Below are 22,823 nucleotides of genomic sequence, written 5' to 3' on the forward strand. Positions count from 1 at the left end.
GCACAATGGCTGCAGGAAGGCTGATTGGGCAGGAGCATATTGGCGCACTGATTGCCGATTTCATGGGCCTAAACCCAATACCTGCAACAAGGGTTGAGGCGGCCTGCGCCTCTGGCGGTGTTGCATTCAGGCAGGGATATACTGCAGTTGCATCAGGGATACATGACATAGTTGTCGCTGGCGGCGTTGAGAAGATGACAGAGGTGCCCACAAACGAGGTTTCAACAGCCCTGGGGGGGGCTGGAGACCAGGAGTGGGAGCTATTCATGGGTGCTACATTCCCAGCACTTTATGCATTCATGGCAAGAAGGCACATGTTGGAATACGGCACAACAGAAAAGCAACTTGCAACAGTTGCAGTAAAAAACCATAAAAATTCCTCAAAGAACAAGTTTGCACAGTACCAAAACGAGATAACTGTTGAGCAGGTTCTCAAGTCAAAATACATAGCAACGCCGCTTAAAGTGCTTGACTGCTCCCCTATTACAGATGGGGCGGCGGCTGCTGTATTGATGCCCCTTGAACTTGCGCAAAGCTACACAGACAAACCGGTTGAAATTTTGGCTTCGGCCCAGGCATCCGACTCAATTGCGCTTCATGACAGGAAAAGCCTCGTGAAAATCGAGGCAACTGAAATTGCCGCCAAAAAGGCGTTTTTGCAGGCAAAAATGAAACCAAAGGACATTGATTTGGCCGAAGTGCATGACTGCTTTACAATTGCCGAAATCATGGCAATAGAGGACCTTGGTTTTTTCAAAAAAGGAGAAGGCGGGAAGGCGTCAGAGGAAGGCAGGACTGCCCTTAATTCCGAGATTTCAATTAACACGTCTGGCGGGCTCAAAGGCTGCGGGCACCCTGTCGGCGCAACTGGCGTAAAGCAGATAGCTGAGGCAGTCTGGCAGCTAAAAGGCACTGCAGAAGGCAGGCAGGTAAAAGATGCGCATGTGGCACTTACTCATAATGTTGGTGGCAGCGGGGCTACTGCAGTTGTGCACATTATGAAGAGGGATTAAGCGCAAACGGGAAATGTAATAGATTGGACTGGCGCATATTTTCAAGGTGATATTTATGAAAGCAGGGCTTGCATTGACTTGGAGAAGGATACCTGAAAGATACATGCTCAAGGGAAACTGTTGCACAAATTGCAAAACCAACTATTTTCCCCCAAGGAAAATCTGCTCAAAGTGCAGGAGGCTTGGAAAAATAGAGCCAAGGCAGTTTGTGGGCAGGGGAAAGATTTACAGCTTTACCGAAGTGAGCGCTCCGCCAGTTGGTTTTGAGCTTGAGGTGCCTTATGTGCTTGCCCTCATTGAGCTTGAGGAAGGGCCCCTTGTCACATCCCAGATAGTGGACTGCAAGGCATCTGATGTGAGAATAGGCATGCCTGTTGAGATGGTTTTTAGGAAAATCCAGGAGGACGGCGAGGAAGGGCTGATACATTACGGCTACAAGTTCCGGCTTTCAAGGAAGTAAAATAAAAGTCAGGTGCCATTTCCTGCTTCGCTTATGGCAGTGCTGAATGCCATAAGGTTTTCAGACCACGATTGGGCAAGCTGGCAAGTCAAAGCAACTGATTCGGATTTTTCTTTGCCTTGTTTTTTATCAAAATCTTTTCCATCTATTCGCATGCCGGTTGAGGGCAGGATGCCGCGAAGCTTTGAGATGACACCGTGAAAGCCGTCTTTGTCATCCTGGGGATATGACAATGGATTGCCGTAAATGTCCATTGCGTGGATAAGCTCTAGAAGCGACTGGACTGACCTGTCCAAAGCCCCAATTTTGAGGTTGATGTCGTTTGCCAGAAGTTGCGAATCTGCTTTTGAGCACAATTCAATGACCTCGCCCAAGGCAGCCAATACCCCGGACAGTTTAGGGCAGAGCAGTTCGTTGAATTTGTAATTCCTGATAAACCCGACTTCTTGGCGGCTAAAGGAAACAGGCAGGTTGTATTCGGAGTCGGGTTTGCATGATGATGCGGTGGCGGCAAGTGTGTTAATTGTTTTTTCGGGCCTGACTTTTCCTGATACAGTTGTTTGCTGTTTGATGGTTTTTGCAGTAGAGGGCATTGCGCCAATAAAAAGCGGGTTTGACATGAAAAAAACTCTTGGGTATAATACTGGCGCATTTAACTTGGATTGGCAACTGGTACGGAAGCTGGCGGCTTGTCCAAGTCAAGGACGAATTTTGGCGTGCTGGATGGAACAATGGGCACTGTGTCAGGATTTTTCAGGTTCTCAAGAATATTGGCAAACCTGACAGACGAGTTAAAAAGCGAAATGAATGTCTGGAGTTTGACAAAGCCATCACGATTTAAATTCGAAGATGCAAGCGCAGAGTACCCACACATTATTCCCAGAACGTTATTGAGCCAGTGCGACAGGCTTGAGTAAACAAGATACTCGTGCTTTGACTGGCCGGGGGGCACTACATAATGGTTTTTTGGAAACATGGATGAAAGACTTTCCAGCTCTTTTAATATTTGCGCAACAGCGGGGCCTGAGATTTTTGACTCCAAGTCAGGCTCATGACCGTTTGTAAATACCATGGACTTGAGCTTGGCGCACAAGGCAAGAATCCGAGTCGCATCATCTTCAAGCAAAGAGCGCATGTGAAGCATTGGCTGCCTCAATTTTTTCCTGTCGTAAATTCCATCCTCAAGAACCTGGTTTTCGTATGACAGGTCCAAAAACCTTCCCTGAGACCCAGGCACATCAAGATAACGGAATTCGCACGGGTCTGAAAGGTTTTTCAGCATGCTTGAAAGGGCGAATTCGGACGAGGAAACTGAAACGGCATAAAGCAACAATTGTTCCCTGCCCTGGAGTGTTTCAAAGCTTTCCGCAAACCGTTTTTGATTTTCCTGGTTTGCTGACAAAAGAGCCAAAAATGGCAAGTGAGTTGAAAGGTAATAGGAAACTGAGTGAAGCACAAGGGATTTGGCATGGGTATTGTAGCTTTCACTTATGACAAGGCGGTTATCAATAAGATTTTTGCACTCGAAGAGAAGAAAGGAAAGACTGGCTGCATTTTCAAGGATTTCAATTTTTACTTCAGAAGGAATTGGTTTTTGCGGGTTATGATAACCAATTGAATCCTTGAGAAACCTTGCACAAAGAAGCATCTTGGAAAAAGTCGGGTAGATTGCCTCATAAACATCCCTTGACGCATCAAATACCTCGTACTTTGTGAATGGGGAGGCTTTCTGCGGGAGAAGCTTCTGGAAATGTCTTGAATTTATATTTGAGGCAGGCAACCCTGAAGTTGAAACCTTGAGGTTTGAAACAATAGACTAAACAAAGGCGTGATTGATTTGTTGCATAATACCAACTAGGAGATTATTGAACCAAAAGCAGAATGAATATGTAAGTTGAAGTATATAAAGCTTGTGGTATTAAATAAATGATTGTGTATAAACACAGTTCCTCCACGAACAGATGCGCAGGCACTGGCATGAGCTGACTTTGAAGGAATAACAATCGCGAAGTGAATGTTTTTAATGCTGTTAGAAAGTCTCAAATAAAGGCATTATAAACATTGACGCCCTAACACAAAAAACAACAAGGCAAAAGCGGAAGTTATATCCTAAATTGCCTGGCGTGTTTTTGGAGGCGTTATTATGTCAAGCCCAACTATAGTTAAAACATCTGCTGACTTTCTTGGAATCAGGGGGCAGCATATTGCACCGACTTTTCTAAACACTCGTCTGCCAAGATACCAGATACTTGGGGGAGCCAGGTCAAAGCCTTTGATGATAGAACAGGCGCTTGGACTTACAAATGTTGTTAGAGAGGATGCCAAAGATGGAAAAGAAGTTGGCAGGGTAAGGATAATCACAGGAGACTACAACTACGAGATTGAAGGCAGGAAGGGGACTCTAAGGATAGCAGGCGGCGAAACCCTCATGGGCATGAGTGCCTGTGACATGACACAGCGGGAGTTTGCGGCAGCGGCACAAGGCGTTGAAGAAGGAAAAAATGTCTGCCAGATAAGGTCAGGGACATCGGGTGGCAATAACACAATGACACTTGAGCCACCTGTGATGGGGCTTGGGGACATTGTAATTTCAGACCAGAATATTGGAAGCTGCGGGGCAATAGAACAAGCACTTGGGTATTTTAGGCAAATATTGCCTGCCCGTGCTGGCACCGATGATTTGAAAAAATTCGTAAGCCAGTGGGAGGCTCTAGGGGGTAGCTTTACCAAAGACGGAAGATTTCTTATTATGAAAAACAGTCCTGCTGTCACAACTGCGCTTCAGGATGCAGCAAAAGGACTTGGATACAAGCACCATGTTGCAAGCACTTTTTCCAAGGAAAGCTTGTATGGGGAAGATGCACAGGAGATTATGTTTATGCTGCGTGAGAAATACAACGTGCTTGCAAGCGAGATGGAGCAGCTTCTAAATGCATTCATTGCCGCCTATTCAAAAGCAAAGTATGAGGCAAACATACTCACTGGAATGGTTGTTGCAGTGATAGGTGCTGTTCCTGGACCGGGCTTTCCTGACAAGAATAACAAGAAGGAAATGGCAAAGCAAGAGGAAACTGAAGTGAGGGCAGTAAAAATTGCCGCAGATGCTCTTGTGAGGCTTTCGTGGGACTTGGAAAGGCAGTGAAAAGCAAAATAAGCGGAAGCACGGACACCGGCGGCTTTTGTGTTCAAAGCTCCTTTTTCATCCTTTCTATTCCCGAAAGCGCCTCTTTTTTCATTTCCTCAAGTCTAGACCTGGCATCTGCAGGGGTTTTCTTGTCCTTGATGGCCTGCTGCACAAATTCCAAAAATTCGCTGTAGTGGGCTGCTGGATTTTTGCACCGTGTTCCCCAGTCAAATACTGCGCACTTCATATTTTTTCCCAGCCAGTCGCCATAAGTTGCCTTGGCGTATTCCCTGCTTTCATCAGGCATTATTGAATCTTTTTCCAAAAACCTCAGGTCCGTGCCATCAGGCATGAGATGAAAGAGCATTTCGCAGGCAAACAGGTTCACCTTGCACGAAGGATGCTGTGGCAGAATATGCGACTTTTCAAGTGCGGCAAGCTTTTGCGCCCCCTGCGGCGAGCCTGCAAGGGTAATGACTGTGATGCTTGCGATTTTTGTCCCCTTGCTTTCCGCCGCATCCAGAAGCATCTGGATGCCTTTTACAAGTGTTGAGCCTGTTGCAATCGTGTCGCCGATTATCACATGCGCGTTGTCAGGGAGGGACTCGAAGTTCTCATAGCCTGCTATTGCGCGAAACTGGCCGCCAGCCCCCTCAATGCGCTGCCGCTGGATTCCAATGAAACACTGGGGAAGGGCAACCCCAAACTCAGACTTGAAGCCAGCGTTGAGAAAATAATACAGGCCGCCGGACAGAAAGACAAGCTCGCAGACATTCTCAAGCTTGGCTCCGTTGACAACATGCTTTTTGAGAAGCCTTGCAAAAATTGATGCGTTTTTGTTCATTGCATCCTGGAGCGGCTTGCCTGCCAAGTGAGGCTTGTATAGGACATCCCTTGCCGCCTGCGAGCAGACGATAAAAGTACGCTGCGGCATGGAAGGGTTTGCAAGCCTGTACAGCCGGTAATCCTCGGTTTTTTCAACAAGACTGAAACATTCCAAAACTCACACCAAAAATAGGTTGGCAAGACAAGCTTTATATATTTAGATTGGCTAGGTTGTGGGAATAAAAGGAAAAATACAAATAAAGTTGAAAGGTAATCATATGAAGACGTTGTTTGGCTCAAGCAATCCGAATAGCAAAAATTTTGGAGAAAAAACTGGGCGGGCATGCAAACCAGGCGGCACAGGTAATGGAAGCAATAAAAAAAACAGTTTGTTTTTGAGCCTGTCAGTTATTCCGCCTGCGCCTGAAATGGAGATTGACACAAAGGTAATAGGGATGCTTTCCCATAAGCAAGAGTATAGACTGCTTGATATGGGCTGGCCTGTAAGCCTTCGCACAAAATCAGCTACGCGGACAGATTTAACAATGCAACTTTTCAAGAGCTTCGGGCTTTCATGCAAGGCAACTGTAGTTGGAAGCTGCAAGACAATGCCGACAAGCTTCGACAATGCCAGGCAGGAAAGCATAACGTACAGGAGAATAGGCATTGATGAGCCAAGCTTTACTCTTCTTGGCAAATTTGACCTAGTCAGGTTAAAAGTGCCGGCGCGCTGGAGTGGAAAAATGCATGGAAAGAGGCAGCGGCTTGCAAGCATGCTTGAGAATGGAGGCTTGCTTGCAGAGTGTGATGAAAAAACCAAGACAATTGAGCTTTTTGTGAAGATAAGCAACGAATTGCACAGGGTTTTTAGAGGCAGGCAGCAAGATTTGAAGGCTTGAGGAGCCGCGGCTGAAATGCCGAGAAATTGAGGCTCCCAAAATATCCTTGTTGGAGGAGCCGCCGCATTTACTGGAAGAGAAGTGTTTTATTCAATTTCTGCCAGAATAGATATGCCAGGGCCCGCAGTTGAGTGGTTATCCACGCTGCGGCGTGTAGCCCTTAAGAACAAGATAATTGATTGATGAGATATATACACAAATTGGGCCCGTAGTCGAATGGTTAAGACGTCGCTCTTACACAGCGAAGACTGGGGGTTCGATTCCCTCCGGGCCCAAAAGATGAGAAAAGATAGCTAATGATCGACTGCAAACTTCAAAAGAAGTTTTGGGTGCCAGATGGAGGAGCAAGCACACAACTGCGCATCCCCTCAGGGTCCACTTAAATCAATATAAACATTAGGTGCGCATTTAGTTCTGGATTTTATAGCCCCCTCGTCTAGTGGTCAAGGACACGAGGCTCTGAAGAGCCCTTTTCTTGAAAGAAAAGTGCTTCAGCCCAAAAGAACCGTTTTGAATACATAAAAACGTAATCGAACTTCTCAGAATTCTCTGGGGGATACCTCGTTACATCGGTTCGAATCCGATGGGGGCTATAACTTTTTTTTGGCAAATGCATCAGGATTAGACAGCATATATGCAATATACACACTTTTTAACTAAAAATAACTTTATATATCTGGCTTTAGCAATATTTTCATGCAAATAGAGATGCAGGTTCCTGCAACGGCCCAGAAGAAAGGAATTGGCGTGCTTGTCATTGACATGCACAGGATAGAGGTGCCAAGGAAAGGAGGCAGGAAGTTTAGAAACTGGATTCAGGAGAAACTTGTGCCATACGAAAGATGCTCAAAAAACATCTGCAAGGTTGTGAAAAAAGCCAAAGGAAAGGGAATCCCAATTGTGACTGTGGGCTTGGAGCACGACGTTTTTGACAGCCGCATACTTGAGGCGGCAGGAAAAAAAAGGGCGGACTTTACCAAGCCGGACAGGATAAAAAATAACGGTGTCCTGCTTGATGCCTTTGAAGCTGAAGGTGTGGCAAAAAAGTTCGAAAAGCTTGGAGTCGGCACTTTGCTTGTCTGTGGCTATGATACTGCATGGTGCGTGCTTGAAAGCGCCAAAGGCGCAATAAGAAACGGAATGCAGGTTGTTGTCAGCCCAAAAACAATGTTCGGGTTTGATTACATAAGGATTGCAAATAAGAATCCGCTTAAGAGGCTTGTTTTGCTTGCCCGCATGCTTGCAAGGGCGGTTTATTCGGTTTTCTTCTACTTGAGAAACACACAGGTGCACCTCTCCATAAGCAGGATTGCAAAGCTGCTTGAGGAAAATGCCTGATGGCGCTACTTTTAAAGATGCTGGCGGAAATTGTTAGCGTATGGTCCATCACTGCAACAAGTGCGGCACTGAATACACTGACTCTGGAGGGTTTTTCGATGGGCACGACTTTTGCTTTACCTGCCTTTCGCTAGTGAAGGCAAAAAAGGAGGAGGAGCAGAGGAAAAAAAGGGAGGCCCAGGAAAAGAAAAATGACCCGCAGACAAGGCAGAGGGAGATTGACTATTATAAAAGGGAAAAGGCTGCGCGGGAGGCAATGCAGAAAAAGCAGGAGGAGTATGAAAGGCGCATAAAACAACTTGCAGAGGAGAAAAGAGCCAGGCAGCTTGAGCAGACGGAAAGGTCAAGGCGGCAGCTTGAGGAGCAAAAATACTTTGACCAGGACAAATTCAGGCGAAACCTCCCGTCCTGGGCAAAGTCTGAAAGCGAGGGCCAGGCTGAAAGAAACAGGCTTGAGATGATAGAAAAAATCGTGCTTGACGAAAAGAGGCGCAAGCCAAATTACTATGACTCCCCGGACGCCCAATCAAAGACTGAAAGAAAGGGAGGAAGGCTGGATGCGCAGCAAAGGCAGGAAACTGAGCACAAATACTGCCCAAGCTGCAAAGGCAAGCTTCCTGAAAAGGCGAAGTACTGCAGGCAGTGCGGCAAGTCATTTGAAAAGCCAACCGAGCTTCACCTGGAGGTTGAAACCTCGCTTCCAGTCTCTCTTTCAGTAGGGCAGGTCGGGGTGAAGGCCATCTTGCTTGCCATAAACCCAAACCCGCAGCCGCTAAGCGTGGATTTGTCTGTTATTGTTTTTGACTCGGCACAAAAAACCATTGAGGCGCAAATAGCCCCAAGGTCTTTTTCCATGCCCCCGGACTCAAGGACGCAGGCAACAGTGACATTTGACTTGCAGCCCGATACGCCGACAGGGCCGCTGACCCTAAGCGGCTATCTGCAGTCTGCAAGCGCAAGAAGCAATGCAATAAGCATACTTTCAAACGTCAAGCTGCCAATGGACTTGCGCTACAGGCCAAAGTCTGCAAAGGTCGGGGGGAAACTGGAAAACTACATCTGCCTGACATTTGACAACCTTGGGGAAAGCGGCGGGCTGCTTTCAACAAGCTCCAGAATAGAGTTTGCAACTTTGCAGCAGGAGAAAAAAACTGCGATGCTGCAGCAGCAGGCAAAGATAAAGGGGCTTGAAAAGGGCGTTGAGCTTCAATTCGGGCCTACAAGGCAAAACGTGCAGTTTGGCAAAATACTGTATTTCCTGGTTGGGGCTGACTCAAACGGCAAGCCATACAAGTCCAGGGGGAACTCTGAAAGCGGAGAGGAAAGGGAAGAGGCTGAAAAACAGGGGAAAGGCAAGCCGAAAAGATAAGAAGGCCGAGCATTGCTAATGAGCGGCAAACTTGAATGGCTAAAGAGTATCTGCCCTAATTACACGCTCAATCCGCTGACCTTAATTTCAACGTCCGCTTGCTTGTCAAATGCAAAAGGCACGTCAAGCTTGACTTCAAGGTGCCAGATGTGGATTTTTCCATCGTGCCCAAGCTCATAGCTTGTTGGCGGCGCATTGGCAGGCAGGGTGAAGCTGAAGGAGACCACCTGGTCCTTGAAAGTTCCGCTGCCACAAACCAGCTTTTCCTGAACAAAGACATCGGAATCGACTTCATGCTTAACTTCTTTTATTTCAGAATGTGGGTGCTCCCCAAGCTGCCTCATCCAGCCGCGCTCCTCCTGCGTAAGGTAGGTTAATGACTCTACCTCCTTTTTTTGCGCGCAGTAAAGCCTTGCACTCATCCCCCTTGCATGAATCGGCTTTGAAAGCACGATGGCTGCAGATGCGTTGATTGTCTGCCCGGGAAGATAGGATTCCTTGTCAACTGAAAGTTTTATCATAGCACACCACTTCCGCCAAGCATGTGTCACAGAATCTTTAGCTCTATTTTTTCAAGCCGTACGCCGTAGTTTTGCCCGATTTCAACAATCCGTTCAGTTCCCATAAAATCCGGCCTTGCTAAAAATGCAACACCATCCAAGCCCCCTGCCCCCGGGCACCTGCCTGCAATAATTCCGTCAAGCCCCTGGCATTCCTCGATTATTTCTGTTAGCTGCTGCGGCTCGATTGCATCAAAGCCCCCTACAAGCTTGCTTGCGCCTGAAGAAAGAAGAGCGTGCGCCTGCCTTGCAAGCCCGGTGCATTCCCTGACAGTTTCCCAGTTGCCAGACTCAAGGGCTTTTATTGCCAGGTTTTCCGCCTTGGCCTGCATTGAAATGGCCTTTGAGTATCCAATGGGGTCTGCTGCCTTGTACTGCATGACGGCCTTGACTGAGGATATTGTTGAGGTCTTGCCGCCAAGCACGTTGAAAAAAAGAACCTTGAATCTTTTTTTATAGGCTAGAGGCCTTGCATCAAGCCAGCCCCATTTCTTTTTCGCGCAGCCAACCGCAAGACTGCCCAAAGCCTCTTGGCTAAGCACGCCATTATGCGGAAGTATTATTTCAGAAGGGTCGTACCTGTGATAAACAATTGACTTGCCAAACGCGCATGCGGCAATGTCAAAGCCGGAGCCGATTTTTCCCGAGTACAGTGCATAACTTAGCTGGGAGAGCTTGTGCATTGCATCAAAGTGGCTGCCTTGCGGGCTTATGTCAAGCCCGTTGGCTTCAAACACCGCCCTAGCGACTGCAACTGTTGCAGCCGCAGAGCTTCCCAGGCCTGTTTTCTCGTCCTTGTGGCCAAATATCGGGCTGTTGGAAAGATTTATGAAAACGTCGTTTTTCCAAAGATTCGCAGCCTTCAGGTAGCTTTCGCAAACTAGGTAAGGATAGCTTACAAGAGGCCCCTGAGAGCCTAAGCCTTCAAGGCTTGGTTCAAAGTCCAGGCCAAATTGGGGGCTTGAAATCCTGCGGCCGCCCTTTTTCCAGCTGGCTACAACTCCAGAGCCATCCTTGCCGCAGACGGCAAGGCACAAGGCAGGGTTGCCCTTTTCAAGGACCGAGAAGCCGCCAAAAAAAAGGATTTTGCCGGGGACTGAGATTTTTCCCATTGCAACACCGTGATACATATCAGATTGGCAAAGGCAGGCATGGGCCTTATTCGCTTGCTTTCAGAACCTGCGGGCCGGGCCCCGGCCTTGTGGCAACAAGGTTTTCCGTGCCGACTATTTTTCCAAGCTTTTGGGCCACCTGCTTTTCGTGCTTTTCCAGAGTAAAGACTATTGCATTTGGGCCAGCGTCAAACGTGTATGCTGCAACCGTTTTGCCCGCATCCAAATTCATTCCAAGCACGGAATCTATTATTTCGTTGCTTGTGTCATTGAGGTAACATATCCGGGGGGTTGTGTACTGCATCATTGCGTGCAATGAATTGCTGCACTCCATGCAAATCCTGCCAAAAGACCCAAAGTCTTTCAGGCGCACGGCCTCGATAAGTGCAGGCAGAACCTCCTGCTCCTCGTACTCTACCCAGTGCCAGTAAAGGGGGTTTGTCTCGACAGTGGCTTTCATGCCCGCCCTGCTTTTGACCTTTTTTTCCCCCTGTGCGGTTTTGCAGTAGATTATGCGAAGTTCCTTCCAGTGGCTTGGGCCAAATAGCGACTGCGCAGTGCTTGAAAAAATCAGCTTTTCAAGCTGCGCCGCCCCAAGTCTTGTCGGGTCTGGGCTGTTTTGCGGATCAAGCCCCCGGTTCCAAATGACAAAGCCGCCTTCATGAGGTATGCTTCTAACCGCGCTTCCGCTTCCAAGCCTTGCAAACACGGATAGTTTTGAATCGTCTGAAAAGTATTTTTCGTAAACGCCTGGCTCAAGCTCCTTCATCGCGCCCTGAAGCGCCTTTGCAAAGGCTGCAAAGCCGCTTGCAGACGAGGCAAAGCCGGCAGCTGTTGGAAAGTTGTTTGTTGTGACAATTGAGTAATCGTAAGACTTTGTTCTTGGGACAAGCTCAAAGAGCTTATCAAGCATCGCGCCGACATATTCGTATTCGGGCATCTGACTTGAGATTTTTTTCCCATTTAGGTCAAAGCTTACTGTGCCGCCTCCTTTTTTCACGTCAAGGAATGTTTGGGTGAAAAGCCCCTCCACAGTGAATGAGACGGAACTTTTTGTGGGAAGCATGTATTTTTCCCATTTGGGGTTTTTGCCCCAGTATTTGACTATTGCAATGTTTGTAGGGGCTGTGACTTTCACATGCATAGAAATCCACCGTTAAGCTAGGGCAAAAGCTTGGCCTGCCTTGCCCCCTGCAGAATTTTTTAGAAGCCCAATATATATTAACCAATAGTTGAGGCAATTAGAAAATATTTTTGCCTGAAAGACTTTTGCTGGACGACTTACCAACAAAGGAGGGGCTACCGCACGGGAGGAACATTTGAATCACGAAAGTTCCCTTATGGCAGTCGTTTTCGTTGCTTGTGAAAAACTAAAGGTGGTGAAAACCTCAAGGGGACCAACTGACTGGCTTTGTTCCCCTTATGGTAATGGACTTGGGGGGAATCGAACCCCCAGTCTCCTGCATGCCATGCAGGCGCGATACCGTTTCGCTACAAGCCCTTGCTGCACAATCGAATTATTGATTAGGGAACACAGTAATAAAAACTCTCACAAGAAGCTGCACCTGCTTTTGGCATAAACCAAAATCTTCCAATGCAGGGTTTGCTCAGGCAGGCGGTGGAGGTAAAATGAAAATGTATATAGTGTAATAAAGCTGCTGGGCTGATGTGCAAGCTGCATCAGTTTGACTTGACAAGATAGTATGCTATTGCAAGTGAAACCGCAGCCAGAATAAGCGTGCCAACATCAATCCCAAACAGGACGATTCCAAGCGTCACCGAAAACGGGATGCTTAAAATCCTCAGGATGTTTGAAATTCCAAAAGCCAGGAAGACCCCGGCTATAAGGCTTTTGTAGTCCAAGCAATTCGCCTCCGCCTTTATGAAGAGGGCATTATGTAAACGACGCTGTCCCCGCGCACAAGCACAGTTCCAATTCCGCGCTTGACCTGGCCATCTGTTAGCTCCTCGGCCTTTTCAAGCACGATATTCATGTGCACATCGTATGAGGACATCAGGCCCCGAATTTCCCTGCCGCCCTTTAGCCCCAAAACAACCGTGTTGTTCAGGGAGTTGTTCAGTATGTCAAACGGCCTTTTTTCTGTCATGGATACACACCTCAAAAAAACAAACAAGCTTTTCTTGCCCTCAATGGAGCCAAGATTGATTGAGGCAAATAAGTTAATAAACTGTCCCAATCCCCATGTTTTTTGTGCAGGAAAGCGATTCGTTTATATTTTTTTGAATCGCGAAAGCTAAGGCATATGGCAAAACACATTTGGCTGGCGGCAACATCATGCGAGAGCCAGATTGTAATAATCCAGGAAAAAGAACCGTGGCCAGCTCGGCTTGCCAAAAAAGCTAGGCACTGGCTTGATGTCATTCCTCTTGTAAGCAGCGCAAAAACCATGCTTGCCGCAAGGGCAAGGAGAAAGGTTGAAGGTATAAAAGAGCAAGTTGGGGGATTTGTCAACAGCCAGGGCGGGGAAAGAAATCTGCCAGAGGCTCTGCACAGAGGGCTTGCGCACCTTGGCAGAAGGCAGAAAAGAATAATATGGGACCACGTCAATATTGAGGCTGATGCGCGGTTTGCCCGCCTTGTCAGGATTTTGATTGGGCTCAACCCGAAGTTGGGCTTTGAGTTCAATGCAGGCAGCGGAAAGTGGCGGCTTTCTAAGGCCGTGCTTGAACGGGGCAACCTGGAACAAACAAAAAAGCGGCTTGATGAGTTCATGGAGTATTTTGGAAAAGTCGGGCAGGTTTATATTGCAATGTACAAGAAAAGCAGGAAAGGCTCGCACGACTTGAACAACTTGCTTGGGCATATAGACCTGCTTGTGCAGGTAGAAAAAAGGAACATCCAACGCGAGCAAAAAACAGCTGAATGAGAAACGAGTACAGCGGCGCCTGGCTGCAATGAGACTGGCGCTAAGATGCGCTTATCTTTTAGGTGGCTTGCGCATTTTGGATTTTAAGCCTTAGGCGCCACCTCTGGCCGTGTTAAGCCTTCCTTGTTTTGTGCAGCCGTGGCAAAATACTCCCTGAACTTTTCTGTCGTGTGCAGGGACGATGTGCGGCCAGCCTTTCGCTGCACCACAAACCCTTTTTCAACAAGCTCAAAGACGTCCTGGTAAACCGACGCGCCCAGGTGCTTTACAAGGTCAGCTTTTTTTATCCCGGGCTTGCCGTTAATGTATGCTAGGGTCTTTAGGGCATGCTGGGAGATTTCAACACCTTGCGCGAACTGCTTGACCCGATTCAGGTATGCCGCCTTGACGCGCATTATGTATTTGCCGTCTATGAACGCAATTTCAAGCGCACCCGCACTTGAGTTGTAAGACTCGGCCAATTTTTTGACAGTGCTCTCAACATATCCCTGGGCTGCAATGCCTAGCAGCCGTGATAGCTCTGAAACAGGCATGGGTCTAGCGCTTATGAAAAGCGCCGCTTGGATGAGGTTTTCCTCCTCTGTCATGTTCAGGCACCTTTTTTCCTCTGCCTGTCCCTTGCAATGATTGGCATTTTGGATGCCATTATCGGGGATGCTTCCTTTTGATGTTTATGGTTGAGACGTGCAGATGAGACGTCTTCCTTGGCGGCCGGTTTAACCGAATTTGAGTTTGAATCTGTGTTTGCAGGCCCTTGCATTGGATGAACTTGTTTGGCTTGTGCAGGCGGTAGCTGGCAGAGAATTATGTCGCCAAAAAATTCCTCCTGCCTTAGTGCAAGCTTTGATGACTGGACAAGGTGGAGGGTTGGCAAAAGCGCATAGATGACGTCAAGGGGCTCCTTTGACTTGCACAGGGCCGAGAAGAGCACAAGGCCCTGGGCATCCTTCAAGGCGCTGATTTTTTCCATAATGCGCTCCATCTCGGCATCAATGTCAAACTCAGGAAGCGTGATTGTCAGGGGCGGGGCAAGCCTTGTCTGGATTGCGGATTTTCTTTCCATGCGCTGCTTTTCAAATTCAAATGCCTGCTCAAGTGCGCCGACAAGCTCGTCAAGTGTGACCTGGCGCTTTGGCGGTATGCGGTCGGAAAGCTCAAGCGCTGACAAAGACGAGGGGTCGACCCATTCCTCTCCCCCCATAAAGTCGCCAAGGGTCTGCTGCGCAACCGGCTCCTCAAATTTTATGGCGTCGGACTTGAAGCGCAGGAGTATTGAGGCTGCAAGGACTATGTTTGCAGAGAGGTGCAGGTCAAGGCGCGAAAGCTGCTTTATGCGCTTAATGTACTCGCCTGCGACAAAGACGACATCAATGTTCCAGGGGTCCAGCTGCTGCGAGGAGACAAGGTCGTAGAGGACCTGGCGCCAGTCGGAATGCGATACTATTTTTTCAATGTTGAAGCCGTCCTTCTTTTTCACTGCCTGCAACGGCCCATCTGCCCCTGGCCCACCGATGATATTTGCGGTGGCTTGTGCTAGTGTGCCTGTCTCCAATGACTGGGTCGCCATACGCTACCCTTTTGTCGCTAGGGGTATTTATATGTTTTCAGAAATCTCCTGTGCCTGGGCTTGGGGGGCTGTGAAAGGCCTCGGCCAGGGCAAAAAGCAGCTGTGTGCAGGAAGCTATATAATCGTTTGTCGTCGCAAAAAATAGTCTTGCGTGGTTGTATGTCAAACTCAAATATGATCATTGAAAAAGGGAAGGCTGGCAACAGGGACAGTGTGGCCAGGGAGGGTTCTAAATGCCCCGGCTCTCCTGATACGACCAACAGAAGAAAAAGCGTGTTCGGTTCCATTGAAATTGGCAACGGCGACACGGGGCAAAAAGCAACGGCGGACAGGTTTGTAAAGAAAAAGGAGTATCTTGTTTGCAAGGAAGACTTGGATTCAAAAGGCAACTTGTTTGGCGGTTTTATTTACTACATGACAGATGTCGCAGGGGGGCTTTTGTTCGGGGATTATACTGGATATGAATGTTTTTTACGCACATGCGAGCTTGAATTTGCAGGCCGGATATGCGAAGGGGACAGGCTTGCAATCCTGGCGTCTGTTGGACAGATAGAAAGCAAGCGGGGGAAAGCCAAATTTGAGATTGTGCGCAGGAGTTTGGAGAAGAGCGCAGATGAAGACGGCAGGGCAGGCGAAGTTGTGATACGGGGGTTTGGCGAGTATGTCCCAGTGGATAGCTCAGGAAGGCCTGTAGATGTAATAAGAGACATTGGCCCTGGGCTAAACCTTGGCAGAAACGAAAGAAAAACATGGGAGATTTATGATTTGTGGGTAAAAGGGCTGAAGATGGGGCTTGCAGGGCTTTTCCCTGAAACTTTTGGAAAAAATGGAATGGCTGGCTTGAATGGAAAACCAATAACAATTGAGGGCCAGGCAGGAATTTACATGGGAAAGACAGAGCAGTTTGACATGAATCATTTTGGCTCAATGCACGGCGGGGCGATAGGTGCATATGCTGAGATTGTGAGCAGGCAGCTTGTACAGAAGGCAGCCAAATCAAGCACAATCATAAGGAAGATGAAGATTTGGTATAAAAAACCCTTGTTGCCAGCAGATGTGTTTGCAATAAAAGCCAATTTTCAAAACAGGGATGGAATAGATGGCTGCAAAGAGGGCGGAGCAAGGCAGACAACCGTAAATTTTAAAGTTCATAAGACAGGAAAGGAAAACGGGGAAGAGGCGCTTGCGGCAGAAGGAAGCTTTGTGATTGAAACTGCTTAAGTATATAAAGACGGAAAAGAAATATGCAACTATGGCAGGCAAGGCTTTAGCTGCAAGATTTGGCACAAGCGGAAAAGAGGGAAGCCAACTGGAAAAAAACGGCAGCCAAAGCCTTGTGCTGGAGGAGACCTGCGCTGCCATAAGGTCGCTAAAAATCCAGGGTGCGCGCAACATTGCCCTTGCTGCAATTGGCGCAATGGATTTGGTTGCAAGCACAAGCACGGCTGGCAGCAGCGCCGCGTTTTACGGGCAGCTGGTCGAGGCTGCCGATGCGCTTGCCTCAACAAGGCCGACAGAGCCAATGCTGAGAAATTCAATCCGCTACTTGCTTGCAAAGGTTGAAAAAAAACTTTATATGAATGTGGCAAAAGGCGCTTGGGTGGCAAGGCCGAGTGCCGCACTGGAAAAACAGGCAAGCAGAGACAAATCAAGGGCGCTGCTCCACATGAAATGGATTGATGGGGCTGGCAAATCAAAAAGCCGCGTGGGATTTGGCGCAAAGCCGCAAAAAGCCAGGATGCGCAAGGGCAGCCGGCAAAGCGTTTCAAGCCTCAAAAATCTTGTGAAGGCCGAGTGCAAGGCATTTGCAAGAAACATGGAGGCAAGCATTGAGGCAATATCGCAGTTTGGGGCGGCTCAGGTGCCAAATGGGGCAACCGTGCTGGTCCACTGCCACTCAAGCACTGTTGTCGGCATACTCAAAAAGGCTTTCCAGGCAGGAAGGCTCAATGCAGTCTATTGCACTGAAACACGGCCAAAGTACCAAGGCAGGATTACTGCAAGGGAGCTTGCGCAGGCTGGAATAGATACCACGCTAATTGTTGACTCGGCTGTGGCCACATTTCTTCCAAAGTGCAACATGGTGCTTGTCGGCGCAGATGCAATAACTTCAGCAGGGGATTTGGTCAACAAGATTGGGACTGCGGGCATTGCAAGGCTTGCAAGCATGGAAGATGTGCCTTTTTACTCGGCAGCCGAGCTTTACAAGTTCGAGCCAATTACGGTTTGGGGCAAGAGCATTGAGATTGAGGAGAGAGATATAGGGGAAGTCGCAGGGGCGCAGGAGACTGGAAAAGGGGTCAAGATACGGAATCCTGCCTTTGACATAACAGGCGCAAAATACATACATGCGTATATAACCGAAAAAGGGGTTGTGCCTCCTGCAAGCCTGATAACCCTTGCGCTTGAGGAGTTCAACCTTTCAGGTGCATAGAAGAGTATTGCTGAAGATAGGCCCTGGAGTCAGGGATATTCAAATTGTATTTCAAACAATACGGAAAGAGCACTTGGTGATTTGCTTGAATGGAAATGGTAAAAAGGACGATGTCTGGAGCATGAAAGATTACAGGTGCAGGGCAAGGCTCATTGGCATAGTCGCAGGCGGCAACATAATTGTCCTAAACGAGCAGGAGGCAATGGCGCACGACATCTACCCCTCCCACAGGGTGATATTGCGGTGCAGGGGAAAGGAGATTATTGCAAAGGTTGACCTGTCTTCTGACATAGTGGGCTTTGGCGAAATAGGCCTTTTTACCGAAATTGCAAAGGAGCTGAAAGCCTCTGAAAGCGAGATTATTGACGTCAAGCACATGGCAAGGCCTGCCTCGCTTCAATATGTAAAGGATAAAATTGAGGGAAAGGAGCTTAATGCAGAACAGATTGAGGTTGTGATTGATGACCTGATGGAAAACAAATTGTCAGAGCCTGAGCTTGCGGCTTTCATTGCCGCAATGCACATCAGGGGCCTGACGCATAACGAGATAATCGCACTTACAAACAGCATAGTGAAGTCAGGCGATGTGCTTAACCTTGGGAAAAGCCCCATAATGGACAAGCATTGCGTAGGGGGCGTTGCAGGAAACCGAACAACAATGCTTCTTGTGCCGATAGTTGCTGCAGCAGGCTTGTACATACCAAAAACCTCAAGCAGGTCAATCACTTCCGCAGCCGGAACTGCGGATACCATGGAAGTTTTAGCACCAGTGACTTTTGAGCTTGAGGAAATGAGGAAAATTGTGCTGAAGACAAACGGCTGCATTGCCTGGGGAGGGGCAATGAACCTGGCTGCTGCAGATGACAAGCTCATAAAGATTCGCCACCCCCTCTCCCTTGACCCTCGCGGCGTGCTTTTGGCCTCAATCCTTGCAAAGAAAAAGTCCGTGGGAGCGCAGTACGCAGTGATTGACATACCGATAGGCAGAGGCGCAAAAATCATGGACACTGCAGCTGCGCAGGCCCTTGGAAACGACTTTATTTCCCTTGGCAAAAAGCTTGGGATAGTAATAGAAGTCCTGATTACTGACGGTTCAGACCCGATTGGAAACGGAGTCGGGCCAGGCCTTGAGTGCCGCGACGTGTTTGAGGTATTGGAGGGCGGCGGCCCGATGGACCTGCGCGACAAGTCCTGCCTTCTTGCAGGCACAATGCTTGAAATGTGCGGCAAGGTTGAGAAAGGGAGGGGATATACTGCGGCATCGGAAATAATCAAGTCTGGCAAGGCGCTTGTCAAGTTCAGGGAGATTATTGCAATGCAAGGCGGCAATTCAAAGGTGAAGTCCTCTGATTTGCCTATAGGCCAATGCGTGCACAAGGTAATAGCGCAGAAGACAGGAAGGATATCGCACGTTGACAACAAGATGATTTCAAATGTCGCCAGGGCCGCAGGAGCGCCCCTTGACAGGGGGGCTGGGGTATATTTGCACTGTGAAATGGGGGACAAGGTTGTGGCAGGTGACACGCTTTTTGAAATATACGCAGAATCTGAAAGCAAGCTAGATTTTGCCCTCAAGGCACTTGAAGTCTGGGAGCCTGTCGAGCTTCAAAAAGTCGTGCTTGGCAACCTGAAATAGATACTTGGTAGCCTGGTGGCAGGTCGCCCAAATTTGAACCATAATCCAGACTTGGCTGCAAATCCCCATTTTACACATATTTTAACAAATAACAACATTTAAATACTTGTTTTGGCAAATAATTGCATGTCTAAAGTGCTTTACAAGATAGGACTCCTGACGGTTGAAGGCGATGCCTACAACAGGGCAAATAGAAACGTTTTGTCAAGGAAAATCCCAGCACTTGAAAAGATGCTTGAGAGGATGTGCAAAAAAGCCAAGGTGGAAAAACCCAAGTTCACAGTCGAGGAGGATGAAACCCCGAATGCAAGTATAGGAAGGATTACATTCAGCAATTGGGTTTTTGGCAACAATGACGTGCGGGAAATTACCTTTACTTCAGGCGCGGTCAAAAAGCTGACATTAAGCGAGCAGAAATTTGTCATGGGCCATGAATTAGGCCACGACAAGGACAAATACAGCACTGCCACAGGGAGCGGCAGGGTTTTATGGGGAGTGTTTTCCTTGGGGTATTGGATTCCAAAAATATTCATGGACGACAGTCCCATTACCTTGGGCGACAGTATTGTTTATGCAATGACTTTACTTGCCTGGAGTCTTGCCGACACTCTTTCTGCGCTACATCACAGCAGGAAAAACGAGTATGCTGCAGACAAGTATTCTGCACAGCAGTTTGCGGCTGCTGACGGTGGGATAAAGAATTTTTCAAGACAAGACGACCCGGCACTTGGCATATTTGATTTGTTTTTTACCCACCCGTGCGCAGAAAGAAGGATAAAGAGGCTTAAAAAGCTCAAAGGCGTGCCCCACAAGACAATCCCCGGAATCCTGGTGAAATACGACTAAGTGGTTTTATGGCATGGACTGTTGTGTTTGCAAACGGAAAGTTCACTGATGACGCAAAGAGCCTTAACCCAAAGTACAGGGCGTTTTTGCAAAAGCAGCTTCCCATTGCCCAAAGGGCGTTTTCAAGGATTGCAAAAAAAGCCGGGGCAAAGGACGTCTCGTTCATTGTTACAAACGAGCCAGAGCTAAGCGCGTATTTCGACAAAAAAGGCTATATTGCAAAGCAGCATAACGAGAAACTGGAGGGCAGGGCAACGGCGGCATCAATAAATGCGGCAACGATAAAGACAAAGAAAGTTGTTGGGCTGACAACAAGCGTATTTGACTTGCACACTGAAAAGGAAGTTGAAGCGCTTTTGGCGCGCGAGGTCGGGCGGGTAGAAAGGGACAGGGGCTGGCCAAAAGCCCTTGCAGTTCTTCTGACTAATGTTCCACTCCTTGTCGCCGGTTTTTATAACAAGGTGTTCATTGGTTCCTCAATTGCCCTTTGCGCGATAGTTGACTTGCTGATACCTGGGTATTTTAGCCGCAGGCAGGCATACAAGTCAGACAAGTTTGCAGCCAAGGTGGTTGGAAGCGCAAAGCCGCTTATTGCGGCATATGAAAAACAGCTTGCCATAACCGATAAGCCGGGGTTTCTTGAAAGGCAGGTAAGCGGCGAGCCTTTGCTTGAAAGGCGGATTAGGCGGCTTGAAAAGCTTGAGAAAAAGCTTGAGGCGCGAAAAGCCAAGGCAAAGATAACAGTTCTTTAAGGCAAAAAGACAACCCCATAAAAAAGTATCGCCGGTTTACAAAAAGCATTAAATAGGTTCTAGAAGCAATAAAACCCAAGAACTTTAAGAAAATGTAGGGGATTGGCTGTCTTTTGGAAGGTTTTGGTACAAACCAAGTCACTTCTTATTGGCACTAAAAAAGGTGAAGTCATATGAAAATAAGCGAAGTCAAGGCAGGCACAAATGCAACAGTGAGCGGCGAGGTCACAAACATGGACGAGCCGCGCGAGGTTGTCACAAAGTTTGGCAAGAAAATGAGGGTTGCAAGTGCAACGCTCAAGGACGATTCAGGTGAAATGGTTCTCTCACTTTGGAATGATGACATTGAGAAAGTGCAGGTTGGGGCAAAAGTGACTGTTGAAAACGGCTGGGTCGCAGAGTATAAAGGCAACCTTCAGATTTCAGCAGGCAAATTTGGCAAGCTAAATGTGCAGTAAACGCCCGAAGGCTAAACCTTGAATCAGATTGCGGCCTGAAAAAAGGGCAGGTGTTGCAAAACCTTGTTTTTGCCTTTTTTTCTACTTTTTTGCCCATTTTTATTCATTTAAGCTCTAGCTTAACCTATTTTTTAGGCAGATTTATATATATTAAGTGGTAAAAAATGTATAGGTATTGCAATGAGTATTACACTTGACATTTCAACGCAGCAAAAACATGACAGCCAGATGGATGAATTCAAGACTCTTTTGCTTAGCGTGACCCAGCGCGAGCTTGAGGCGCACTACCTGACAGAGGCAAAAAAGAGGCTTGAGATTCTGACCTTGGTTGCACGCGAGATATTAAGCGCCAATATTCTCAAGGACGGGGCGTATAAGATTGAATTTGTGCTGGATAAGTCTACTACTTCTGGGGTTGACATGCCTTTCACGCAATCATTCAACACAATGTTTGCAGCAGACAGCGTGCGCATGACAATTGATGGCAACACGGTGTTGTATGGTGTGAAAACCACCCACTCGTCAATGTATAAGATGGAGCGGGATGTTGGAAGGCTTGACAAAGGCACAGCTGATGAAAATGAGAGTAATATTAGAAAGGAGGCAATAGCGCTTTTAGAAAAATTAGACAGGCAAAAAAATAAGTTGAATCCGACCGAAAAAAAAGAGCTTGAAGCACTGAGGGCAGGCGTGAAAAAATGGATTGCATTTGAGACTGAGATGCGCCAGGGGCTGGGAAGCTTTGTTGCAGATTCAAAAAAAACACAGGAAGTTGTCGAAAAACTCAACTCAATTACAAGGAAAGTGATTGAGATAAAGAAAGTTCGCTCACAAAAGCTAGCCAAGCTCCAAAAGGAGTTTATAGGCGGCTTGCGGATACGGCCTTGGCCTTTTGAAAGACCAGAAACACTCTTGTCTGCCTTTAAGACTGCCAGCCAGAGAAGCGCACTGGACAACTTTACCGTTAAGTATCTGAAGGTAATTGCAAACGGGCAATATAAGGGCACGCTCTCCCAGACAAATTATGAGCCATTGCATGGCGCAGTAGTCTGGCTAAGAAAGCTTGTTGAAGGCGGGGAGATTGAAAATACTGAGCTTGTAGTTAGGAAATTTTCAGCCCTTTCGCAAAAAGTCAGGGCATATGAGAAAAAAATCAGGCATATTGCAGGTGCAATAACCGATATTTCACTTGAGCGCAGGCTCAAATATCTCTGCGAGCTTCAAAAGTGCAGGTATGAGGTGCTTGATGCAATTAAGGAGGCAAGTGTTGCCATTGCACGCCTGGAGTCAGAAGGGCTTTCACTTATCCAAAACGAGCTATACAGGCTTGCAAGAAATGTGGGCAAGCTTGATTTTAAGGTTGAGGGCACACTTGCTGAAGAGATGTTTAAACGTGCAGGCAAACAGCAAAGTTCAGATATAAAATTTGTGAAGAGCGTACTTGCAAGATACAACAATAACCTGCCTGTGCTTGAAGTTGGGCTTGAGAGCAAGAGGAAGGGAATAGATGATGCAAAAAAAACGTATAGGGAGAATTGGACA

24 protein-coding genes and 2 tRNA genes are annotated in these 22,823 nt (G+C 47.6%); 15 read left to right on the forward strand and 11 right to left on the reverse strand.

Annotated features, from left to right (window positions below; genetic code table 11):
• Both FJZ26_00065 and FJZ26_00070 read left to right on the forward strand, forming a co-directional pair.
• Positions 1-1,013 (forward strand): thiolase domain-containing protein (locus FJZ26_00065; GenBank protein ID MBM3228806.1); only part of this gene is annotated, 1,013 nt, incomplete at its 5' end.
• Between the two features lie 55 nt (positions 1,014-1,068).
• Positions 1,069-1,473 carry a Zn-ribbon domain-containing OB-fold protein gene (locus tag FJZ26_00070; GenBank protein MBM3228807.1) on the forward strand — a complete coding sequence of 135 codons (405 nt, stop codon included), beginning with the start codon at positions 1,069-1,071 and terminating at the stop codon, positions 1,471-1,473.
• An 8-nt stretch (positions 1,474-1,481) separates the two neighbouring features.
• Here FJZ26_00070 and FJZ26_00075 read toward each other — a convergent pair whose 3' ends face one another.
• On the reverse strand, positions 1,482-2,093 hold the full coding sequence (locus tag FJZ26_00075; GenBank protein MBM3228808.1) for a hypothetical protein: 612 nt from the start codon (positions 2,091-2,093) through the stop codon (positions 1,482-1,484).
• Positions 2,094-2,125: 32 nt separating this feature from the next.
• A complete protein-coding gene (locus tag FJZ26_00080; protein MBM3228809.1) occupies positions 2,126-3,253 on the reverse strand; it encodes a hypothetical protein in 1,128 nt (375 codons plus the stop codon).
• A gap of 363 nt (positions 3,254-3,616) precedes the next feature.
• Between FJZ26_00080 and FJZ26_00085 the strand changes: the two genes are divergently transcribed.
• Positions 3,617-4,615, forward strand: a complete 999-nt coding sequence (locus FJZ26_00085; protein ID MBM3228810.1) for a nucleoside phosphorylase — start codon at positions 3,617-3,619, stop codon at positions 4,613-4,615.
• Between the two features lie 43 nt (positions 4,616-4,658).
• Here FJZ26_00085 and FJZ26_00090 read toward each other — a convergent pair whose 3' ends face one another.
• Positions 4,659-5,597, reverse strand: coding sequence for a hypothetical protein (locus FJZ26_00090; protein MBM3228811.1), 939 nt, complete (start codon positions 5,595-5,597; stop codon positions 4,659-4,661).
• Positions 5,598-5,700: 103 nt separating this feature from the next.
• Between FJZ26_00090 and FJZ26_00095 the strand changes: the two genes are divergently transcribed.
• From FJZ26_00095 to FJZ26_00110, 4 genes are all read left to right on the forward strand, one after another.
• Entirely contained in the window at positions 5,701-6,321 is a 621-nt protein-coding gene (locus FJZ26_00095; protein ID MBM3228812.1) for a hypothetical protein, read from the forward strand.
• A gap of 202 nt (positions 6,322-6,523) precedes the next feature.
• Positions 6,524-6,596, forward strand: a tRNA-Val gene (locus tag FJZ26_00100).
• 421 nt (positions 6,597-7,017) lie between these two features.
• A complete protein-coding gene (locus tag FJZ26_00105; protein MBM3228813.1) occupies positions 7,018-7,659 on the forward strand; it encodes a cysteine hydrolase in 642 nt (213 codons plus the stop codon).
• Positions 7,660-7,699: 40 nt separating this feature from the next.
• Positions 7,700-9,028: a hypothetical protein gene (locus FJZ26_00110; GenBank protein ID MBM3228814.1), complete on the forward strand. Its 1,329-nt coding sequence runs from the start codon at positions 7,700-7,702 to the stop codon at positions 9,026-9,028.
• Positions 9,029-9,087: 59 nt separating this feature from the next.
• On the opposite strand, the gene FJZ26_00115 is transcribed toward FJZ26_00110, so the two are convergent.
• The 6 genes from FJZ26_00115 to FJZ26_00140 form a co-directional block, all read right to left on the reverse strand.
• Positions 9,088-9,549: a hypothetical protein gene (locus FJZ26_00115; GenBank protein ID MBM3228815.1), complete on the reverse strand. Its 462-nt coding sequence runs from the start codon at positions 9,547-9,549 to the stop codon at positions 9,088-9,090.
• 26 nt (positions 9,550-9,575) lie between these two features.
• Positions 9,576-10,718, reverse strand: coding sequence for a hypothetical protein (locus FJZ26_00120; GenBank protein ID MBM3228816.1), 1,143 nt, complete (start codon positions 10,716-10,718; stop codon positions 9,576-9,578).
• A gap of 28 nt (positions 10,719-10,746) precedes the next feature.
• Positions 10,747-11,844: a diphosphomevalonate decarboxylase gene (mvaD, locus tag FJZ26_00125; GenBank protein MBM3228817.1), complete on the reverse strand. Its 1,098-nt coding sequence runs from the start codon at positions 11,842-11,844 to the stop codon at positions 10,747-10,749.
• Between the two features lie 285 nt (positions 11,845-12,129).
• Positions 12,130-12,201, reverse strand: a tRNA-Ala gene (locus FJZ26_00130).
• A gap of 179 nt (positions 12,202-12,380) precedes the next feature.
• A complete protein-coding gene (locus tag FJZ26_00135; protein MBM3228818.1) occupies positions 12,381-12,563 on the reverse strand; it encodes a hypothetical protein in 183 nt (60 codons plus the stop codon).
• A 17-nt stretch (positions 12,564-12,580) separates the two neighbouring features.
• On the reverse strand, positions 12,581-12,808 hold the full coding sequence (locus tag FJZ26_00140) for a small nuclear ribonucleoprotein (protein MBM3228819.1): 228 nt from the start codon (positions 12,806-12,808) through the stop codon (positions 12,581-12,583).
• 156 nt (positions 12,809-12,964) lie between these two features.
• Between FJZ26_00140 and FJZ26_00145 the strand changes: the two genes are divergently transcribed.
• The gene (locus tag FJZ26_00145) at positions 12,965-13,588 is read left to right on the forward strand and encodes a hypothetical protein (GenBank protein MBM3228820.1); all 624 of its coding nucleotides are present in this window, start codon (positions 12,965-12,967) and stop codon (positions 13,586-13,588) included.
• Positions 13,589-13,671: 83 nt separating this feature from the next.
• Here FJZ26_00145 and FJZ26_00150 read toward each other — a convergent pair whose 3' ends face one another.
• Positions 13,672-14,175 carry an SMC-Scp complex subunit ScpB gene (locus FJZ26_00150; protein ID MBM3228821.1) on the reverse strand — a complete coding sequence of 168 codons (504 nt, stop codon included), beginning with the start codon at positions 14,173-14,175 and terminating at the stop codon, positions 13,672-13,674.
• Positions 14,176-14,177: 2 nt separating this feature from the next.
• Entirely contained in the window at positions 14,178-15,155 is a 978-nt protein-coding gene (locus tag FJZ26_00155; protein ID MBM3228822.1) for a hypothetical protein, read from the reverse strand.
• 159 nt (positions 15,156-15,314) lie between these two features.
• Between FJZ26_00155 and FJZ26_00160 the strand changes: the two genes are divergently transcribed.
• The 7 genes from FJZ26_00160 to FJZ26_00190 all read left to right on the forward strand — a co-directional run.
• Positions 15,315-16,376: a hypothetical protein gene (locus FJZ26_00160; GenBank protein MBM3228823.1), complete on the forward strand. Its 1,062-nt coding sequence runs from the start codon at positions 15,315-15,317 to the stop codon at positions 16,374-16,376.
• 31 nt (positions 16,377-16,407) lie between these two features.
• Positions 16,408-17,589 (forward strand): S-methyl-5-thioribose-1-phosphate isomerase, encoded by a 1,182-nt coding sequence (locus tag FJZ26_00165; protein MBM3228824.1) that lies wholly within the window; start codon positions 16,408-16,410, stop codon positions 17,587-17,589.
• 85 nt (positions 17,590-17,674) lie between these two features.
• Positions 17,675-19,225 carry an AMP phosphorylase gene (locus tag FJZ26_00170; protein MBM3228825.1) on the forward strand — a complete coding sequence of 517 codons (1,551 nt, stop codon included), beginning with the start codon at positions 17,675-17,677 and terminating at the stop codon, positions 19,223-19,225.
• A 126-nt stretch (positions 19,226-19,351) separates the two neighbouring features.
• On the forward strand, positions 19,352-20,071 hold the full coding sequence (locus FJZ26_00175; GenBank protein MBM3228826.1) for a hypothetical protein: 720 nt from the start codon (positions 19,352-19,354) through the stop codon (positions 20,069-20,071).
• Positions 20,072-20,079: 8 nt separating this feature from the next.
• Positions 20,080-20,823, forward strand: a complete 744-nt coding sequence (locus tag FJZ26_00180) for a hypothetical protein (GenBank protein MBM3228827.1) — start codon at positions 20,080-20,082, stop codon at positions 20,821-20,823.
• A gap of 173 nt (positions 20,824-20,996) precedes the next feature.
• Positions 20,997-21,281: a DNA-binding protein gene (locus tag FJZ26_00185; GenBank protein MBM3228828.1), complete on the forward strand. Its 285-nt coding sequence runs from the start codon at positions 20,997-20,999 to the stop codon at positions 21,279-21,281.
• A gap of 180 nt (positions 21,282-21,461) precedes the next feature.
• A partial coding sequence (locus tag FJZ26_00190; protein ID MBM3228829.1) for a hypothetical protein occupies positions 21,462-22,823 on the forward strand: 1,362 nt, incomplete at its 3' end.

This window comes from Candidatus Parvarchaeota archaeon, assembly GCA_016866895.1.
In the GTDB taxonomy this organism is placed as follows: domain Archaea; phylum Micrarchaeota; class Micrarchaeia; order Anstonellales; family VGKX01; genus VGKX01.

What these genes read in the sequence shown, in the direction of transcription:
- FJZ26_00110 (MBM3228814.1), top strand. Translation starts at nt 7,700, where the DNA reads ATGGTCCATCACTGCAACAAGTGCGGCACTGAATACACTGACTCTGGA.
- mvaD (MBM3228817.1), bottom strand. Translation starts at nt 11,844, where the DNA reads ATGCATGTGAAAGTCACAGCCCCTACAAACATTGCAATAGTCAAATAC.
- FJZ26_00175 (MBM3228826.1), top strand. Translation starts at nt 19,352, where the DNA reads ATGTCTAAAGTGCTTTACAAGATAGGACTCCTGACGGTTGAAGGCGAT.
- FJZ26_00075 (MBM3228808.1), bottom strand. Translation starts at nt 2,093, where the DNA reads ATGTCAAACCCGCTTTTTATTGGCGCAATGCCCTCTACTGCAAAAACC.
- FJZ26_00105 (MBM3228813.1), top strand. Translation starts at nt 7,018, where the DNA reads ATGCAAATAGAGATGCAGGTTCCTGCAACGGCCCAGAAGAAAGGAATT.
- FJZ26_00150 (MBM3228821.1), bottom strand. Translation starts at nt 14,175, where the DNA reads ATGACAGAGGAGGAAAACCTCATCCAAGCGGCGCTTTTCATAAGCGCT.
- FJZ26_00180 (MBM3228827.1), top strand. Translation starts at nt 20,080, where the DNA reads ATGGCATGGACTGTTGTGTTTGCAAACGGAAAGTTCACTGATGACGCA.
- FJZ26_00115 (MBM3228815.1), bottom strand. Translation starts at nt 9,549, where the DNA reads ATGATAAAACTTTCAGTTGACAAGGAATCCTATCTTCCCGGGCAGACA.
- FJZ26_00140 (MBM3228819.1), bottom strand. Translation starts at nt 12,808, where the DNA reads ATGACAGAAAAAAGGCCGTTTGACATACTGAACAACTCCCTGAACAAC.
- FJZ26_00070 (MBM3228807.1), top strand. Translation starts at nt 1,069, where the DNA reads ATGAAAGCAGGGCTTGCATTGACTTGGAGAAGGATACCTGAAAGATAC.
- FJZ26_00145 (MBM3228820.1), top strand. Translation starts at nt 12,965, where the DNA reads ATGGCAAAACACATTTGGCTGGCGGCAACATCATGCGAGAGCCAGATT.
- FJZ26_00155 (MBM3228822.1), bottom strand. Translation starts at nt 15,155, where the DNA reads ATGGCGACCCAGTCATTGGAGACAGGCACACTAGCACAAGCCACCGCA.
- FJZ26_00185 (MBM3228828.1), top strand. Translation starts at nt 20,997, where the DNA reads ATGAAAATAAGCGAAGTCAAGGCAGGCACAAATGCAACAGTGAGCGGC.
- FJZ26_00085 (MBM3228810.1), top strand. Translation starts at nt 3,617, where the DNA reads ATGTCAAGCCCAACTATAGTTAAAACATCTGCTGACTTTCTTGGAATC.
- FJZ26_00160 (MBM3228823.1), top strand. Translation starts at nt 15,315, where the DNA reads ATGTCAAACTCAAATATGATCATTGAAAAAGGGAAGGCTGGCAACAGG.
- FJZ26_00165 (MBM3228824.1), top strand. Translation starts at nt 16,408, where the DNA reads ATGGCAGGCAAGGCTTTAGCTGCAAGATTTGGCACAAGCGGAAAAGAG.
- FJZ26_00095 (MBM3228812.1), top strand. Translation starts at nt 5,701, where the DNA reads ATGAAGACGTTGTTTGGCTCAAGCAATCCGAATAGCAAAAATTTTGGA.
- FJZ26_00120 (MBM3228816.1), bottom strand. Translation starts at nt 10,718, where the DNA reads ATGTATCACGGTGTTGCAATGGGAAAAATCTCAGTCCCCGGCAAAATC.